Genomic DNA, 15,172 nt, shown 5'->3' with positions numbered 1-15,172 from the left:
ATAGAACAACGAAACAGGGCGAGCGCCGCATCTGAACGGCGCCGCTTTCTATTCCCGAGACTCAGGTTTGGAGGTTCGATGGTCCGCTTCGCGACTCGCAGCAAGCCGCGCGCCCTCGTGCGCGCACTCTTTCGCATCGGCGCGGGCGCCGCAAGCGCCTGCGCGCTGCTCGCCCACACGCCCGCCGCATTCGCCGACACGCTGCCCGTGGGGGTGGAGCTGCCGCTCACCGGCTCGATGGCACGCGCGGGCAACGCGCAGCTCGAGGGCATCCGGCTCGCCGCCGATCTGTTCAACAAGGACAGCGGCAAGCACAAGGTCGCGCTCACCGTGGTCGACGACGAGGCGCAACCCGCCAAGGCCGTATCGGCGGTGGAGAAGCTCGCTTCGCAAGGCGTGCTCGCCATTACGGGCGGCTACGGCTCCAATTCGGTGAGCCCGGCTTCGGAAGCGGCGGACAAGGCGGGCATCGTCTATATCACCTCGGGGGCCGTGGACAGCGCGATGACCACGCGCGGACTCAAGCACTTCTTCCGCATCGGGCCCGCATCGGGTTACTCGAAGGCCGTGGTGGGGCAGTTGAACGCCATGGCCGTGAAATCGGTTTCGATTCTCGCCTCGACGAAGCAGGCCACCACCGACCTCAGCAACGAAGTCTCGACGCAACTGCGCGCGCAGGGCGTGACGGTAACGGTGCACGCGTTCGACCCGGCGATGACGGACTTCAAGCCGCTCGTGAACAAGGTGCGCTTGCAGGACAAACCTGAAGTCATGCTGATGATCGCGTACGAGAACGACTATATCGGCATTCTGCGCGCGGCCAAGGTGCTGCGCCCGCAACTGAAAGCCGTGATGGGCGCGTGGTCCATCGTCACGCCGAAGATGACCACCGACTATCCCGATCTCGTGAACAACGTGATCGGCTGCGCGATGCTGCCGTATCCCGCGGACTTCGGCGCGGCCGACGGCAAGGCATTCGTGCAGGCATATCAGGCTGCCTATCACAAGGAGCCCGACTACCTGGCCGAATTCGCCTACGTGCAGTCGCGGCTGCTGTTCGACGCCATGGCGCGCGCGGCCGATGCGGGCACGCTCAAGCAGGACGGCATTGCCGCCGAACTGCGCGCGAAGCCGCACGACACGCTGATCGGCAAGGTGAGCTTCGCGCCGAACGGCGACAACCCCGCGTTCCTGAACAACATGGCGCAGATCCAGGGCAACCGCATCGCGCTCGTGTGGCCGAAGGAGCGCGCCACGGGCAAGCTGAACTACCCCGCGCTGCCGTGGTAATTGCGCGCGCAACGAAAGAGGAGCCGCGATGACGGACCTGTTGCTGCAATCGCTGTATTCGGGCGTGCTCGTGGGCGGCGCTTACGCGCTCGTCGCGCTGGGGCTCGCGCTGGTGTTCGGCTCGATGCGCATCATCAATCTCGCCCACGGCGAACTGGTGCTGCTGGCCGCCTATATCGCCTACACGTTCGAGACGAAGCTCGGCCTCAACCCCGTGTTCGCGATTCCGGTGGCGATTCCCGTGGTCTGCGCCGCCGCCGCCGCCGCGTGGTACCTGGTGAGCCGCATCAAGCGCGACCGCGAGCTGAACTCGCTGATCCTGACCTACGGCATCGGCATCGTGCTGACCAACGCCGTGCTGCTGGGCTGGGGCGCCGACGTGCACTCGACCGGCAGCGCATGGCTGCAGGACAGCGTGATGCTCGGCAACCTGCTTTCCATGCGCAGCGAAGTGCTCTCGTTCGGCATTAGCGTCGTGCTGATGCTCGCGCTCTGGTGGTGGCTCTCGCGTTCGTGGTATGGCCGCGCCGTGCGCGCGATTTCCAGCAACCGCGATGCGGCGCGCCTGATGGGTATCGACCCGCGCAAGACCGAACTGATCTCGTTCATTGTGGCGGGGCTGCTCGCTTCGTGCGCGGGCGTGTCGATCTACGCGTCGAGCGCGATCCAGCCGTCCGTTGGGGAGGCGCTTACCGTGAAGGCGTTCATCATCACGGTGCTCGCGGGCGTGGGCTCGATTCCGGGCGTGCTGGCGGGCGCGATGCTGCTCGGCATTACCGAGGCGCTCACCGTCACGCTCGCCAGTTCGGCGTTGCAGGAACTCGCGGGCATGCTGCTGTTTCTGCTCGTGCTCTACGTGCTGCCGAACGGCTTGTTTGGTGTGGCGAAACGAAGGGGATGAGATCGATGTCGACATTGAAAACCACAACGGCCTGGTCCGGCCCGCGCCTGGCGGGGCTCGCCGTGGCGCTGGCCGTGCTGTATGCGGGCGTGCCGCTCGTGTTCGGGCAGAACCTGTATCTGATGAGTCTGGCGGTGGCCTCGCTGACGATCGCGGGCGTGGCGCTCGCGTGGGCGCTGCTCGGCAACCTCGGCGGCATGGTGAGCTTTGGACACGCGGCGTTTTTCGGCGTGGGATCGTATATCTCCGCACTTCTCACGCTCAAGGCCGGCTGGCCCGTGTTTCCCGCGATGCTCGCGGGCGGCGTGGGGGCGGCAGTCGCCTCGCTCGCCATGGCGCCGGCGCTGCGCCTGAAGGGGCCGTACTTCGCGCTCGCCATCCTCGCCTATGCGCAGATCTTCCGCATCATCGCGACCGAATGGTCCGATCTCACGGGCGGCGCGAGCGGCCTTTCCAGCATTCCGGGCCTGCCGACGGTCGCGGGCTTCGATTTCGGCAGCAAGAGCGGCGGCTATCTCGTCGTGCTTACGCTCGTGCTCGTGTTCGCCGCGATTTATGCGCGACTGCGCGGCAGCCATGTGGGACTCGCGCTACGGGCGATGCACGAGTCGGAGGACGCCACGCGCGTGGTGGGCGTGAACAGCGTGATGCTCAAGCTCGCCATGCTGATGCTCTCGGCGCTGATGACGGGGTTCGTCGGCGCCTTCAACGCGCACTACATCAATTTTCTCGAACCCGATTACGCATTCAACGCGAGCTGGGCCGTCGTGCCGATCATCGCCGCGATCTGTGGCGGCTACCGCACCATACTCGGGCCGCTGGTCGGCGCGGTGACGGTCTATCTGGTCGATCAGCTCATGCTCAAGAGCCTGCTGCCGACGGGGCACCAGATCGTGCTGGGCATCCTGCTCGTGGCGATGATCATCGTGAGCCCCGCGGGTCTGACCGCGCTACGCTTCAAACGTACCCGGCGAGGTGTTTATGCAGCAAGCTGAACCGGCGGCGGAACTACGCCTGCAGGATGTCTCGATCCGCTTCGGTGGCATCACGGCGGTCAACGGTGTATCGCTCTCGCTCGGCACGCGCGACGTGGTGGGGCTGGTCGGCCCGAACGGCGCGGGCAAGACGACGCTGTTCAATGCGATTTCAGGGCTCGTGCGTCCTACGAGCGGCTCGATCCGTTTCGGCGACGTGGATCTGTTGAAAGCGCCGCTTTACCGGCGCGCGCGCCTTGGCATCGGGCGCACGTTCCAGGTGCCGCAGCCCATGCACGAACTCACGGTGCGCGAGAACCTGATCGTCGCGCAGCGCTTCGGCACGGGGCGCGTGGACGAGGCGCGTATCGACGAAATCCTCGCGTTCCTGGGGCTCGAAGGCAAGGCGCAGCGCGACTCGGCGACGGAACTCGCGCTGACCGAACTCAAGGCGCTGGAGGTGGCGAAGGCGCTCGCGACGGGGCCGAAGCTGCTGTTGCTCGACGAAGTGCTGGGCGGCCTCGAGACGGCCACCAAGCGCCGCTTCATGCAGACACTGCTGGCGGTGCACGAGCGATACAACGTAGGCATCCTGATCATCGAACACGATATCGAGACCGTGATGAACCTGTGTCGGCGTGTGTGCGTGCTCAATTTCGGCAAGCTGATCGCCGACGGACCGCCTGCCGAGGTGTTCCGCGATCCCGAAGTCGTGCGCAGCTATACGGGGGAGGCCGCCCATGCTTGAAGTCAGCAGCGCCCGCGCCGGCTATGGCGCGATCAATGTGTTATGGGACGTTACGCTCAATATCGCGAGCGGCGAGGTCACGACCATCGTGGGCCCGAACGGCGCGGGCAAGACTACGCTGCTGCGGGCGATCATGGGGCTCGTGCCGCTGGAGCGTGGCCAGATCACCTTCGATGGTGCACCGCTCGCGGGCGTGCCCACGTGGGACATGGCGCAGCGCGGCATTGCGATGGTGCCCGAAGGACGCATGATCTTCCGCGACATGTCGATCGAGGAGAACCTGATGCTGGGCGCGTTTGCGAAAACGCGACGCGCTGGGGCGAAATCGCAGCTCGAGGAGGTCTATGCGCTGTTTCCGCTGCTCAAGGAGCGTCGTGCGCTGCCGGCGGGCACCTTATCCGGTGGGCAGGCGCAGATGCTGGCGTTGGGGCGCGGGCTCATGTCTTCGCCGCAGCTGATGCTGATCGATGAGCCTTCGCTTGGGCTTGCGCCTGTGATGGTGCAGGAAGTGTTTGCGATTCTTGATCGGCTCAAGGTTGCCGGGCGGACTATTGTGCTCGTGGAGCAGAATACCAATATGGCGCTGCGGCTTGCTGATCAGGTTTATCTCTTGCAGGGCGGGAAGGTTACTTTTGCTGCGCGCGCTAAGGATGTGAATGTGGATGAGCTTCACGATATGTATTTTGCGCGTTAGTTTTTTTTATTTTCGCTCCTGGCTGTTTCGCGTTTCCTCGTGTTCGCGTCGGTCTGCCAGCGTTGCCCCTGTGCGGGGCAATGCTCTCAACTTAAGCCCGATTGCATCACGCGAGTTTGTAGGCGAGGTGGAAATGGGGTTTGGCCTTTCTGGGTGGCCTGGGATAGGAGCGTGAGGGCTGTATGCGACATCGGGTGCGGTGGATCACTGCAAGAACCGCGGGGAGCCTCTCCAGACAGCGCGCGATACGCAGAAGGCAGCCACTGAGGATCGGCTTGGGTGCGCCCAGCGCGTAGAGCCGGTTAGGACGACTGTCCAATGCCTCGAACCTGTCCGCATTTTTGTGGGCGAGGCGGTTAAAAAGACGTTACCCGCGCGCCCGCGTAAACCGCTCGCCAAACAGGATGGCAAACTGGTTCATCGCAGATTTCCAGTCATAGGCATGGCGCACGGACTTTGCAAGCACGTTTCTTAATGCCAGCCACAGCAGCTTGATGGCCGCTTCGTCATTGGGGAAGTGCCCGCGCGTCTTGATGATCTTGCGCAACTGCATGTTCAGGCTCTCGATGGCATTCGTCGTGTAGATGACCCGGCGTATTTCTGGTGGAAACACGAAGAATGGCGTGACGTTCTCCCACGCACACCGCCAGGATTGCACAATGGTCGGATATCTGGTGCCCCATGGGCCTGCAGCGAATGCCTCAAGCGCCTGCTGCGCGGCCTGTCCGCTTGCGCCCGTGTAGATCGGGCGCAGCGCCGCGGCGATAGCCTTGCGGTCCTTGTAACTCGCGTATTCCAGGCTGTTGCGTATCAGATGCACGATGCAGGTCTGCACGGCGGTGCGCGGGTAGGCCGTGCCAATCGCATCGGCCAGCCCCTTCAGGCCATCGACCACGGCGATCAGGATGTCCTGGCAGCCGCGCGTCTTGAGTTCATTGAAGACCTTAAGCCAGAACTTTGCGCCTTCGGTGTGCTCGATCCACAAGCCCAGTACGTCACGCTGGCCGTCGGCCTGAATGCCCAGCGCAAGATACACGGCCTGGTTGCTCACCACGCCGTCGCTGCGGATCTTTACGCGAAGCGCATCAAAGAATACCACCGGATACATCGGTTCGAGCGGTCGGTTTTGCCAGGCGAGTGTCTCGGCCATCACCTCGTCGGTGACCGAGCTGATGAAGTCGGGCGACACCTGCGTGCCGTAGCTTTCGGCCAGAAACGCCTGGATTTCGCGCACGCTCATGCCGCGCGCGTACATGGCGATGATGCGCTCATCAAAGCCGGTAAAGCGGCGCTCGTGCTTGGGAATCAGTATCGGCTCGGTCACGTGGCAGATCGACCCTGAGTGGACCGTGGTCCGTGATGATGGTTTTGCCACTGGCACCGTTACGCTCGTTGGTCTGGCCATCCGGCCTGGGATCGCCGGATGGATACCCCAGATGCAGCTTCATTTCGGCGCCCATGGCACGCTCAATGACGGCCTTGTTGAAGGCGAGCATCAGGTCCTTGACCTGCGCGGGTGTCATCGGCCCCTTGACCAGTTCGTCCAGCAGCCCTTCCGGCAAGGCAGGCAGCGGCCCTCGGGCCGCTGCCTGCGAAGCGACAGTACGTCGTTTCTGCTTCTTGTCCAGCGGCATATCCATGATTTTTACCTCTCATGATATGCCTCGCCCACAAAATGGCGGATAGGTCCGTCCGACCGACGCGAAAACAAGAAAACGCGAAAGCGACAAGAAAAACCAAGCCAAACCTCAAACAACCCCAGAACCAAGACAACTCTCAGCACTCCACCCATAGAGCCACTGCAGCGAGTCATAAAACTGCTCCTGGCTGCGCCCCACCCACAGCGCATTGCGCACGAGCCGATCCACGCCCTTGGCGTGATAGATGCGCCCCATCTCACGCGCAGAGTAAAGCACACGCGCCGTCCGCGGAATGCGCGCCGCCTCATACCGCTTGAACGCGTCGACGAAATCGCCATCGTCAGCCTTGACGGCAACGCCCAGCGTGACCGCATCCTCGAGCGCCTGGCAAGCGCCCTGCGCCACATACTGCGTCATCGGGTGCGCGGCGTCGCCGAGAATCGTCGCACGACCGAAGCTCCATTGCTCGACCGGATCGCGGTCGGCCGTGGCCCAGCGCTTCCACGACGTCGGGCGGTCGAGCATCTGCCGCGGCAACGCGTCGACTCCTTCGAAGTACGAAATGACTTCTTCCTTGCTACCGTCGCGCACGCCCCAGACTTCCTGCTCCCGGCTATGGAAGGTCACGACGAGGTTGTACTGCCGGCCGCCGCGCAGCGGATAGTGCACGAGGTGACAGTGCGGCCCCGCCCACACCACGGGCGCGTTGAGCTGCAGATCCTTCGGCATGTTCTCCACGTCGACCACGGCGCGGTAGACCACGTGGCCCGTCACGCGCGGCTCGTCGCCGATCAGCGCCGCGCGCACTGCGGACTTCACGCCGTCGCAGCCGATCACGGCGTCAGCGCTGTAGCGCTCGCCATGCTGATCGATCACGGTTACGCCGTGCTCGTTCTGTTCTAGCGACTTGATCTGCGTGTCGGTGCGGAACTGGATGAGCGGATTGTCCTTCACCGCTTCGAGAATCGACAGATGAATATCCGCGCGATGAATCACGCCATACGGATTGCCAAAGCGTTCGCGAAAGCGCTCGCTCGTTTCGATGCGCGCAACGGGCTTCGCATCGGTCGCGTCCATGAGCGTGAGCGAGTCCGTGAACACGGTGCGGTTGCGCGCCGCCTCGCCCGCGCCGAGCGCGTCGAGTGCCGTGAACGCATTGGGGCCGAGCTGGATGCCCGCGCCGATCTCGCCGATCTGCGGGGCCTGCTCGAGCAGCAGCACGCGGACGTCGGCCCGCGCGAGCGCAAGCGCCGCGGCAAGGCCGCCGATGCCGCCGCCCACCACGATCGCGCTGCGTCTGGCGTTGGATGATTGCATGTCTTGTCTCCTGAATGACTTGTTTGAGGCCCGCAGCGCGCGGCTAGGCGGTGTAATCGGGCTGACGCTGCGGTTCGGCCGCGGCGAATGCGGGATGCTCGCAGGCGTGGCGATAGACAGCCATGCTGCGCGTGTAAGCGGACAAATCACAGTCCATGCGCAACGCGTTGGCGATTTGCGGCACGAGGCAGCAGTCGGCCAGCGTGGGCGCCGCGCCGAAGCACCACGGTCCATCGTGCGACCCGGCGGCCTGAGCGAGCAGACGCTCCACGCCTGCCATGCCTTGCGCGACCCAGTGCCGATACCACGCGCTCTTCTGCTCCGGCGTCACGTCCAGCACATCCTGCAGATACTTGAGCACGCGCAGGTTGTTGACGGGATGCATGTCGCAGCCGATCAGGTACGCGAGTTCGAGCACGCGCGCACGCGCTTGCGGCTCTGCCGGAACCAGACGCGGCTCGGGATAGCGCGCATCGAGCCAGTCGATGATGGCGAGCGACTGGCCCAGATGGAAGTCGCCTTCGACGATCGCGGGCACCGCTGCCGAAGCGTTGATGTGCTCGACGTACTGCGGCGCGCGATGCTCGCCGGTGCGGATGTTGACGCCAAGATACTCATGCTCGACGCCCTTGAGCCGCAACGCGATGCGCACGCGGTACGAAGTCGAGCTATTGAAGAAGCTGTAGAGCTGCACGATGGACTTTCCTGTAGAACGGATGCGGCTCAAACCACCTTCACGGTCAGCTCGCCCAGGCGCTCGACGCCCACCTTCAAGGTGTCGCCGGTCTTCACGGGGCCCACGCCTTCGGGCGTGCCGGTGAAGATCACATCGCCCGGTTCGAGGCGGAAGAACTTCGAGAGATACGAAACTGTTTCGGCCACCGACCAGATGAGGTGCGAGACGTCGCTCTTCTGCTTCGTTTCGCCGTTCACGGTGAGCCACAGGCCTGCGTTCTCGAAATGGCCGGCCTCGCTCGCCGGATGCACGGGGCCCACCGGCGCGGAAAGATCGAACGCCTTGCCGATCTCCCAGGGGCGGCCCATTTCACGCATCTTCATCTGCAGGTCGCGGCGCGTCATGTCGAGGCCCACGGCGTAGCCCCACACGTGCGAGAGCGCGTCTTCCTCGGCGATGTCCGAGCCCGCCTTGCCGATCGCCGCCACGAGTTCGGCTTCGTAGTGGTAGTTCTGCGTTTGCGCCGGATACGGCAGTTCGAGCGTTTCGCCGTAGGCGACCGGCACGATGGCGTTATCGGGCTTGCAGAAGAAGAAGGGCGGCTCGCGGTCCGGGTCGAAGCCCATTTCGCGCGCATGCGCGGCGTAATTGCGGCCCACGCAGTACACGCGGCGCACGGCGAACTGATCGGTCGAGCCGGCGACGGCAAGGGCGACGGGCGCCTCGGGCTGGAAAACGAATGCCATGATAGTTGCTCTTTGAGAGAGTGAACAGATTGATATGGATGCCGAAGCAAGTTGCGAGCGCGTATCGAAGCGGACGCGCGCTCGCCGTCGAGGCGTTAGCCGATGCGTTCTTCGCGCAGCAGATTCAGCGCGGCGAGCACGGGGCGATCGGAGTAGCTGAAGAGCACCGCGTCGCTTTGCGCTTCGAGTTGCACCGGCACCCACGAGGGTGCGACGAGCACGTCGTGCGGGTCGAAGGTGAAGCGTTCCTCGCCGATGCGCACCGCGCCGCTGCCTTCCACCACGCAGTAGACGGTCGAATCGGTGCTGCGGTAGGTCTTGCCCTTGAAGCCCTTCGGCAGGAACTGCATGAAGGTCGCCATGGTGGGCATGGGCCAGCCGCCCGTGGCCGGATTCACGTAGCGCAGCTTGACGCCGTCCCAGTCGTCGAGTTCGCCACCGCGGTAGAGCGTGTCGAGCGCTTCGCGGCTGCGCGCATAGGGGTAGCTGAAGATCGGCGAGGTCGGATCGCTCACCGTATGGCGCACCGGCAGCATGTTGTGGCCGAAGCGCGCGAAACTATCGCCCTCGGGGCGCGCAATGGGCTGCGTGGCCTCGGGGTAGTTCTCGGCGAAGCCCGCGTCGAGATGCGCGATGAGCGGGATGTCCAGACCGTCAAGCCACACCACGGGCTCGCCGCCTTCCTCGACGGACGGGTTGCCGTGATCGTGCCAGGTCCACGAGGGCGTGATGATGAAGTCGCCGGGGTGCATGGTGGTGCGTTCGCCGTTCACGGCCGTCCACGCGCCCTTGCCTTCGACGATGAAGCGCAGCGCCGACTGCGTATGACGATGGCTCGGCGCGATCTCACCGGGAAGGATCAGCTGCAGGCCGGCATACAGATTGGGCGTGAGACTCGACTTGCCGGGCAGACCGGGATTTTCGAGCACGAGCACGCGCCGGATCGCCTCCTCGGCGCTGATGATCGAGCCCGCCTGCATGACGAGCTCGCGCAACTGTGCGTACTTCCAGATGGCGGGCAGGGCCTGCGGGCGCGGCGACTTCGGCACGAGGGCGTGCAGCGACTCCCAGAGCGGCGACATGCCGCTGCGCGCGATCTGCGCATAGTAGGCTTCGCGTTCGGGCGTGGTTGTGCTGGCTGACATGCTGGACATGCGAGTCTCCTTTATTCCTGTGTATTCGTTGGCACGGCGTTTGGCCTGCATTGCCGTTGAACGAATTTATAAGCCAGCGAGCCATATCCAGTAAAATCATGATTTCTTCTTGTCCATATGTTTTTGGGTATAGCTAAGTGGGGGACACATGGACTGGACACATCGCCTGCGTCTGCGGCACCTGCAGATGCTGCTTTCCGTGGCGCAGACCGGCAATCTGAGCCAGTCGGCCGAGGCGCTCAACACCACACAGCCGGCGTTGTCCAAGTGGCTCAAGGACCTCGAAGCCGACATCGGCCTGCCGCTCTTCGAGCGCCATGCGCGCGGCCTGCGGCCCACGCCCTATGGCGAGGCGCTGATCGAGCATGCGCGGCGCATCGAGGGCCATCTCGACAGCGCGCGCGACGACATGGATGCGCTGCGCGAGGGCGGCAGCGGGCTGATTTCGATCGGCACGTCGGGTGTTTCGGCGGCGGACACGGTGCCGCTCGCGGTCGCGCGGCTCGTCGAGGCCATGCCGCGCGCGCAGGTGCGCCTCGTCGAAAGCACGATGAACCTCATGATGCCGGCGCTCGTCCATGGGGAGCTCGATATCGTGGTGGGGCGCGCGGCCAATGCGCAGGTCGACCCGACGCTCGAAATGGAAACGCTCTATCGCGACCCGGTGAACTTCGTCGTGGGGCTCGGGCATCCGCTCGCGAAACGCCGCAAGCTGGACTGGCCCGATCTGTTCGAGTATGCGTGGATCGTCTGGCCGGCCGGCACGCCCATTCGGACGGCGCTCGAAACGGCGCTCGCCGCCGCGGGGCGCAGCATGCCGCGCCACACCGTGGAGTCGAATTCGTCGATGCTCAACGTGACGCTCCTGAACCAGACGCACCTGATCGGCGTGGCCTCGCATCGCGCGGCCGTGCGCTTCTCGCGGCTGAACGTGCTGCGCGTGCTCGCCATGCCGATGCCCCTCGGCAGTTCGGGCGGGGTGGCCATGTACTGGCGGCGCGACAGCGTGAGCCGCGCGGCGGTGGCGCTGGCGCTGGATTGTCTGCGCGAGAGTGCGAACCTGCCTGCGGAGGGCGCGGTCCTTCAATAGCGTTTCATGAATCCTATTCATGAAAGCATGCGCGATCCGGGCCTTTATCGAAAAGCGACTACGTATTTAAATCCCTACTTTGGCAATGAGCTCGAAGTGAGAGGATATGGACTATCGCAATCTGGGCCGCAGTGCGCTCAAGGTTTCCCCGCTGTGCCTCGGCGCGATGATGTTCGGCGGCGAGACCGACGAGGCCGCGTCGAAGCGCATCATCGACAAGGCCTTCGAACAGGGGATCAATTTCATCGATACGGCCGACGTGTATCACGCGGGCCGCTCGGAAGAAATCGTCGGCCGCGCAATCGCGGCGCAGCGCGACAGCTGGGTCGTGGCGACGAAATTCGGCTTCCCGTTCGCACAGGGGCCGAATGAGCAGGGGCAGTCGCGCAAGTGGATCTACCAGTCGGTGGAGGCGAGCCTGAAGCGCCTCGGGACCGACTATATCGACATCCTCTACTTTCACCGCGCGCTGCCCGACGAGCCGCTCGACGAAGCCGTGCGCGCCGTGGGCGATCTGATCCGCCAGGGCAAGGTGCGCTACTTCGGCGTGTCGAATTTCCGTGGCTGGCGCATTGCCGAGATCGTGCGCCTCGCGGAGCAGATGGGCATGGACCGGCCCGTGGCGAGCGAGCCGCTGTATAACATCGTCGATCGTACGGCCGAGGTCGAGCAGTTGCCCGCGGCCGCGCATTACGGGCTGGGCGTGGTGCCCTACAGTCCGCTCGCGCGCGGCGTGCTGACCGGCAAATACGCCGTCGATGCACCGCCGCCCGGCGACAGCCGCGCGGGCCGCGGCGACCGGCGCATCCACGAGACGGAGTGGCGCGCCGAGTCACTGCGCATTGCGAGCGAGATCGCGAATTACGCCGCGCAGCGCGGCACGACGCCTGTCGCGTTCGCGCTCGCATGGGTGCTCAGGAATCGTCACGTCAGTTCGACGATCGCCGGTCCGCGCACCGAAGCGCATTGGGACAGCTATATCGACGCGCTGAACCTCCAGCTCGGCCCCGACGACGAAACGTTCGTCGACAGCCTCGTGGCGCCGGGGCATGCCTCTACGCCGGGATATACGGATCCGGGCTATCCGGTCGAAGGGCGCAAGACAGGCGCGTGATCCGCAGCGGCAGGCGCTGCGCTACGCGCGATAGCGCAGCGCGTCGATCACGAGCGCGAGCGCGCGCGACGACTGTCGCCGGCTTGGGTAAAACGCGTGATAGCCCGGAAATACCGGGCACCAGTCCTTGAGCACGCTTTTCAGGCGGCCTGCGCGGATGAACGGCAACGCGGCGTTCTCGGGAACGAACGCGAGGCCGTGACCGTCCAGCGCGGCGTTGAGCATTTGCGGCATGGCGTTGAACGTGAGCTGGCCGTCCACGCGCACTTGCAGCGCATGCTCGTCTTTCTTGAGTTCCCACGCGTACAGGCCACCCGATGAAGTGAGCCGCAGCGTAATGCAATTGTGCTTGAGCAGATCCTGCGGCGCGCGCGGCGGCTTGTGCGCGGCAAAGTAATCGGGAGAACCGACGATTGCCATCTTGACGTCCGGCCCGATGCGCACCGCGATCATGTCTTTCTCGACCTGATCGCCGAGGCGCACGCCAATGTCGTAGCGATCGGCGACGATGTTGCGCAGGCCGTAGTCCACCGTGATCTCGACCTTGATGTCGGGGTAGTCGGCGAGGAGCGGGCGCAGCTTCGGCCAGATCACGGTGTCGATGGGATGGTCGATCGCTGTAATGCGGATGGTGCCTGCGGGCTTGTCGCGCAGTTCGGTGAGGGCGGCAAGCTCGGCGTCGATCTGCTCGAAGCGCGGCGAGAGCGCCTGAAAGAGCCGCTCGCCGGCTTCCGTGGTGGCGACGCTGCGCGTGGTGCGTGTGAGTAGACGCAGGCCGAGGCGCGTTTCGAGGCTGCGGATGGTGTGGCTCAGCGCCGACTGCGAGACGCCCAGCTGCGCGGCCGCGCGCGTGAAGCTGCGCTCGCGCGCGACGGCCAGGAACGCAAGGAGATCGCTGAAGTTTTCACGCGCCATGATGGGGTTCGCTGTGGGGGCGGGTGGAGCGAATCGTATCAAACGCGCGAACGAGTGTGCGCCTCGCCTCCTTCATGCACGATCGTCGCGGTGTGCTCCGGCAAATCCGCTTGCACGGCGCTTGCCGCGCGCGTCCGCCCCAGAAACACGAGAACCGCGATAGCGCAGCCAAGCGTCAGCGCAGCCAGTCCCATCAGCAGCACCGAAAACGCATCGGCATAGGCCGCACGCAGCGCGGACACTGGCAAGCCCGGCAGCCACGCCGCAGCCTGCGCGAGGTCGCCCGCCGCGAGTCTCGCCGACGTCTGCGCAAGCACGCCCGCATCGGCATGAACGTGGACCGCTGCGAGCAGCCGGGTTTGTGTGAGCGCGGCCAGCAGCGCGCTCACGCAGGCCAGCGCAATCCCTTCGCCCGCCACGCGCGTCGTGCTGAAGATGCCGGTGGCCATGCCTGCGCGCTCCTTTGGCACGACGCTCACGGAGAGGCCGTCCATCAAGCCCCAGGGCATGGCTGCGCCGGTGCCGATCGCGAGCATCGGCCCGATCGCGGACGCATTCGCACCGCCGCGCAACGCCAGCGCCAGCGCGTAAAGTCCCGCGGCGGCAATCGCCAGGCCCATGCCCGAGACCGCTGTAAATCCTACGCCGTGTTGATGGCGATGGATTTTTCGCCTCGGCCACTCACTTCCAGATGCTCTTCGATATGCAGAACGATCCCGCTCACGTCACGATCGACTGCGCGCATCTGCATGATTCGGCCATCGCCGCGCTCGAAGCGGTGCAGGGGCGCTACGAGCGCGCGGGCAAGCGGGTCGTGTTCGCGCATCTTTCGCCGCGTTGCAGCGGATTGCTGGCGCGGGCGGAGGTGGAGGTGCGGGTTTCCGCGTGATGTGCCGAAGGCGGGGATTCTCCGTCTTTTTTGTTTGCGCTGATGCGCCGCGGTGAAAGGCCCGCATTTCGCTGTCGGTGCACAAAAGATCCGAAAAAGGTGACGTATTCACGTCGGCGTTTCGGGGCGAGCCTCAGCCAACTCGCTCTTTGGCGACGCCAGCCAGAAGGTCGGCACGTCCGCTGCCCGGCGCTGCGCCAGTTCCCGTCAGTCGATTACGCTCTGTGATGTCGCGGGCAGTGGGCGTCGGGCGATCCTCTCCGCCTCCAGGCATTTGAGGCCGAACGCCTGCAAAACGATGGCCGCTGTGTCCTCGGCGAACTGTTCGGCTCTGGTCCGGAGGACGGGGCGCGCACGATTCGCCGGCCTGGGTGACCGTGACAGATCAAGCTCGGCAGCGACCCCGGCGAGCACAGTGCCAATCACGGAAATAACGCACATTAAGGCATCGGCCACCTTGAAGCGCTTTTCCGCAATTCCTGTCGCCGTATCTCTCAATAGCCGCTGACCAAGCCCCCTGCTGAGCGCGCGTGCGGACAGCCCTTCGCGTATCAGCAGTTGCCCCCAGACCGGCTCGCGGCACGCGCGCATGAGCGTATGGCGTACCGATACGGCGATCACTTCTGCCGGGTCGGAGAGTCCGCTGACAACGTGATCGAGCGTCTTTCCGAATTCGTCGAAAAGCCAGTCGCCGAGCGCAGCGAGGATCCCGTCCTTCGAGTCGAAGTGATTGTAGAAAGAGCCGAAACCCACGTCGGCGGCCTCGGTGATCTCGCTGATCGTAACGCCGTCCATTCCCTTTTGCGCCACCAGCACGAATGTAGCGTTGAGCAACCGGACACGCGTCTCGTGCTTGCGTCGCGTCCGACGAGGCGATCGCCCCGTCATCGGCGCGCGGCTCGCACCCTTGATCGTTGGCCGATGCCTCGCACTCAGGTTAGGGACATCTGGCATGTTGCCTCCCAATTCGCAGTTTCTTCATATTTTAGATGTACATCTCATAGTTGACAATGATATCAGTTAT

At 64.6% G+C, this 15,172-nt stretch carries 14 protein-coding genes and 2 pseudogenes; 8 read left to right on the top strand and 8 right to left on the bottom strand.

Annotated elements, in window-relative coordinates; genetic code table 11:
- The first annotated feature begins 78 nt into the window (after window positions 1-78).
- The 5 genes from AB4Y44_RS27735 to AB4Y44_RS27715 are packed head-to-tail and all read left to right on the top strand — an operon-like array spanning window position 79 to window position 4,607.
- A complete protein-coding gene (locus AB4Y44_RS27735) occupies window positions 79-1,290 on the top strand; it encodes an ABC transporter substrate-binding protein (RefSeq protein ID WP_368701373.1) in 1,212 nt (403 codons plus the stop codon).
- Window positions 1,291-1,318: 28 nt separating this feature from the next.
- The gene (locus AB4Y44_RS27730) at window positions 1,319-2,191 is read left to right on the top strand and encodes a branched-chain amino acid ABC transporter permease (protein ID WP_254358187.1); all 873 of its coding nucleotides are present in this window, start codon (window positions 1,319-1,321) and stop codon (window positions 2,189-2,191) included.
- 5 nt (window positions 2,192-2,196) lie between these two features.
- Window positions 2,197-3,186: a branched-chain amino acid ABC transporter permease gene (locus AB4Y44_RS27725; protein WP_368701372.1), complete on the top strand. Its 990-nt coding sequence runs from the start codon at window positions 2,197-2,199 to the stop codon at window positions 3,184-3,186.
- Window positions 3,173-3,913 (top strand): ABC transporter ATP-binding protein, encoded by a 741-nt coding sequence (locus tag AB4Y44_RS27720; RefSeq protein ID WP_368701371.1) that lies wholly within the window; start codon window positions 3,173-3,175, stop codon window positions 3,911-3,913. Before AB4Y44_RS27725 ends, AB4Y44_RS27720 begins: the two co-directional genes overlap by 14 nt.
- Window positions 3,906-4,607, top strand: a complete 702-nt coding sequence (locus tag AB4Y44_RS27715; protein WP_368701370.1) for an ABC transporter ATP-binding protein — start codon at window positions 3,906-3,908, stop codon at window positions 4,605-4,607. Before AB4Y44_RS27720 ends, AB4Y44_RS27715 begins: the two co-directional genes overlap by 8 nt.
- A gap of 367 nt (window positions 4,608-4,974) precedes the next feature.
- On the opposite strand, the pseudogene AB4Y44_RS27710 reads toward AB4Y44_RS27715, so the two are convergent.
- The 5 genes and pseudogenes from AB4Y44_RS27710 to gtdA form a co-directional block, all read right to left on the bottom strand.
- Window positions 4,975-6,247 (bottom strand): annotated as a pseudogene (locus AB4Y44_RS27710) (IS256 family transposase).
- 108 nt (window positions 6,248-6,355) lie between these two features.
- Window positions 6,356-7,564, bottom strand: a complete 1,209-nt coding sequence (locus tag AB4Y44_RS27705; protein ID WP_368701369.1) for a 3-hydroxybenzoate 6-monooxygenase — start codon at window positions 7,562-7,564, stop codon at window positions 6,356-6,358.
- A gap of 43 nt (window positions 7,565-7,607) precedes the next feature.
- Window positions 7,608-8,258 (bottom strand): maleylacetoacetate isomerase, encoded by a 651-nt coding sequence (maiA, locus tag AB4Y44_RS27700; RefSeq protein ID WP_342922612.1) that lies wholly within the window; start codon window positions 8,256-8,258, stop codon window positions 7,608-7,610.
- A 29-nt stretch (window positions 8,259-8,287) separates the two neighbouring features.
- Window positions 8,288-8,986: a fumarylacetoacetate hydrolase family protein gene (locus AB4Y44_RS27695; protein ID WP_368701368.1), complete on the bottom strand. Its 699-nt coding sequence runs from the start codon at window positions 8,984-8,986 to the stop codon at window positions 8,288-8,290.
- Between the two features lie 95 nt (window positions 8,987-9,081).
- The gene (gene gtdA, locus AB4Y44_RS27690; protein ID WP_368701384.1) at window positions 9,082-10,131 is read right to left on the bottom strand and encodes a gentisate 1,2-dioxygenase; all 1,050 of its coding nucleotides are present in this window, start codon (window positions 10,129-10,131) and stop codon (window positions 9,082-9,084) included.
- Window positions 10,132-10,288: 157 nt separating this feature from the next.
- Here gtdA and AB4Y44_RS27685 point away from each other — a divergent pair, with 157 nt between their 5' ends.
- Window positions 10,289-11,230, top strand: a complete 942-nt coding sequence (locus tag AB4Y44_RS27685) for a LysR substrate-binding domain-containing protein (RefSeq protein ID WP_368701367.1) — start codon at window positions 10,289-10,291, stop codon at window positions 11,228-11,230.
- 106 nt (window positions 11,231-11,336) lie between these two features.
- Window positions 11,337-12,344, top strand: coding sequence for an aldo/keto reductase (locus tag AB4Y44_RS27680; protein WP_368701366.1), 1,008 nt, complete (start codon window positions 11,337-11,339; stop codon window positions 12,342-12,344).
- Window positions 12,345-12,365: 21 nt separating this feature from the next.
- On the opposite strand, the gene AB4Y44_RS27675 is transcribed toward AB4Y44_RS27680, so the two are convergent.
- Window positions 12,366-13,259: a LysR family transcriptional regulator gene (locus AB4Y44_RS27675; protein WP_368701365.1), complete on the bottom strand. Its 894-nt coding sequence runs from the start codon at window positions 13,257-13,259 to the stop codon at window positions 12,366-12,368.
- 38 nt (window positions 13,260-13,297) lie between these two features.
- A pseudogene (locus AB4Y44_RS27670) lies at window positions 13,298-13,888 on the bottom strand (MFS transporter); the annotation flags it as partial.
- A 62-nt stretch (window positions 13,889-13,950) separates the two neighbouring features.
- Here AB4Y44_RS27670 and AB4Y44_RS27665 point away from each other — a divergent pair.
- The gene (locus AB4Y44_RS27665) at window positions 13,951-14,148 is read left to right on the top strand and encodes a hypothetical protein (protein WP_342922618.1); all 198 of its coding nucleotides are present in this window, start codon (window positions 13,951-13,953) and stop codon (window positions 14,146-14,148) included.
- Window positions 14,149-14,355: 207 nt separating this feature from the next.
- Here the strand turns inward: AB4Y44_RS27665 and AB4Y44_RS27660 are convergent, their stop codons facing one another.
- On the bottom strand, window positions 14,356-15,036 hold the full coding sequence (locus tag AB4Y44_RS27660) for a TetR/AcrR family transcriptional regulator (RefSeq protein WP_368701383.1): 681 nt from the start codon (window positions 15,034-15,036) through the stop codon (window positions 14,356-14,358).
- Between the last annotated feature and the right edge of the window lie 136 nt (window positions 15,037-15,172).

Source organism: Paraburkholderia sp. BR10937, from assembly GCF_040965695.1.
Taxonomy (GTDB): Bacteria; Pseudomonadota; Gammaproteobacteria; order Burkholderiales; family Burkholderiaceae; genus Paraburkholderia.
Note: the sequence above shows the minus strand (reverse complement) of the source record. Positions and strands in the feature narration are given on the sequence as shown.

Excerpts from the sequence above, each read along its gene's own strand:
- AB4Y44_RS27735 (WP_368701373.1), top strand. The coding sequence starts at position 79 with ATGGTCCGCTTCGCGACTCGCAGCAAGCCGCGCGCCCTCGTGCGCGCA.
- AB4Y44_RS27730 (WP_254358187.1), top strand. The coding sequence starts at position 1,319 with ATGACGGACCTGTTGCTGCAATCGCTGTATTCGGGCGTGCTCGTGGGC.
- AB4Y44_RS27725 (WP_368701372.1), top strand. The coding sequence starts at position 2,197 with ATGTCGACATTGAAAACCACAACGGCCTGGTCCGGCCCGCGCCTGGCG.
- AB4Y44_RS27720 (WP_368701371.1), top strand. The coding sequence starts at position 3,173 with ATGCAGCAAGCTGAACCGGCGGCGGAACTACGCCTGCAGGATGTCTCG.
- AB4Y44_RS27715 (WP_368701370.1), top strand. The coding sequence starts at position 3,906 with ATGCTTGAAGTCAGCAGCGCCCGCGCCGGCTATGGCGCGATCAATGTG.
- AB4Y44_RS27705 (WP_368701369.1), bottom strand. The coding sequence starts at position 7,564 with ATGCAATCATCCAACGCCAGACGCAGCGCGATCGTGGTGGGCGGCGGC.
- AB4Y44_RS27695 (WP_368701368.1), bottom strand. The coding sequence starts at position 8,986 with ATGGCATTCGTTTTCCAGCCCGAGGCGCCCGTCGCCCTTGCCGTCGCC.
- gtdA (WP_368701384.1), bottom strand. The coding sequence starts at position 10,131 with ATGTCAGCCAGCACAACCACGCCCGAACGCGAAGCCTACTATGCGCAG.
- AB4Y44_RS27685 (WP_368701367.1), top strand. The coding sequence starts at position 10,289 with ATGGACTGGACACATCGCCTGCGTCTGCGGCACCTGCAGATGCTGCTT.
- AB4Y44_RS27680 (WP_368701366.1), top strand. The coding sequence starts at position 11,337 with ATGGACTATCGCAATCTGGGCCGCAGTGCGCTCAAGGTTTCCCCGCTG.
- AB4Y44_RS27675 (WP_368701365.1), bottom strand. The coding sequence starts at position 13,259 with ATGGCGCGTGAAAACTTCAGCGATCTCCTTGCGTTCCTGGCCGTCGCG.
- AB4Y44_RS27665 (WP_342922618.1), top strand. The coding sequence starts at position 13,951 with ATGCTCTTCGATATGCAGAACGATCCCGCTCACGTCACGATCGACTGC.
- AB4Y44_RS27660 (WP_368701383.1), bottom strand. The coding sequence starts at position 15,036 with ATGACGGGGCGATCGCCTCGTCGGACGCGACGCAAGCACGAGACGCGT.